1 protein-coding gene is annotated in these 366 nt (G+C 45.1%); it reads left to right on the top strand.

Annotated features, from left to right (window positions below; all coding sequences use genetic code 11):
- On the top strand, window positions 1–366 hold a 366-nt coding region (locus ACSNOG_RS33040; RefSeq protein ID WP_436756366.1), incomplete at both ends, for a hypothetical protein.

Below are 366 nucleotides of genomic sequence, written 5' to 3'. Positions count from 1 at the left end.
ATCTTATCAAGATGCTGTTGAATTTAGTCGGGAATTTGGGAAAAAACAAATCATAATGCGTCAAAGCACATTTAAACAGCAATTATTACTCCCTAACTTTTTGCCGGAGAATTATCGGGACACGGAAAAGGAAGAAGACCGTATTTTTTACACGCAGATGATGGATGGACTACCCAAATTCCATTACGTGGCGAAGCTTCTGGACGATGGCACACCTTTACCGCCGAAAATAGGCAAAGGTTCATTTGTTCCGAGGGACTGGAAAGAGCGGCGGGAATGGGAAGTAAAGCGGCGATGGTGGAGAGGATTTGGTGCCGTAATCAAGAGCGGAGGCGCTAAACTTGAACAGGGCAATGTGGCATTAGA

It is taken from the genome of Streptomyces sp. URMC 124 (genome assembly GCF_051386455.1).
Lineage (GTDB): Bacteria > Actinomycetota > Actinomycetes > Streptomycetales > Streptomycetaceae > Streptomyces.
Note: the sequence above shows the minus strand (reverse complement) of the source record. Positions and strands in the feature narration are given on the sequence as shown.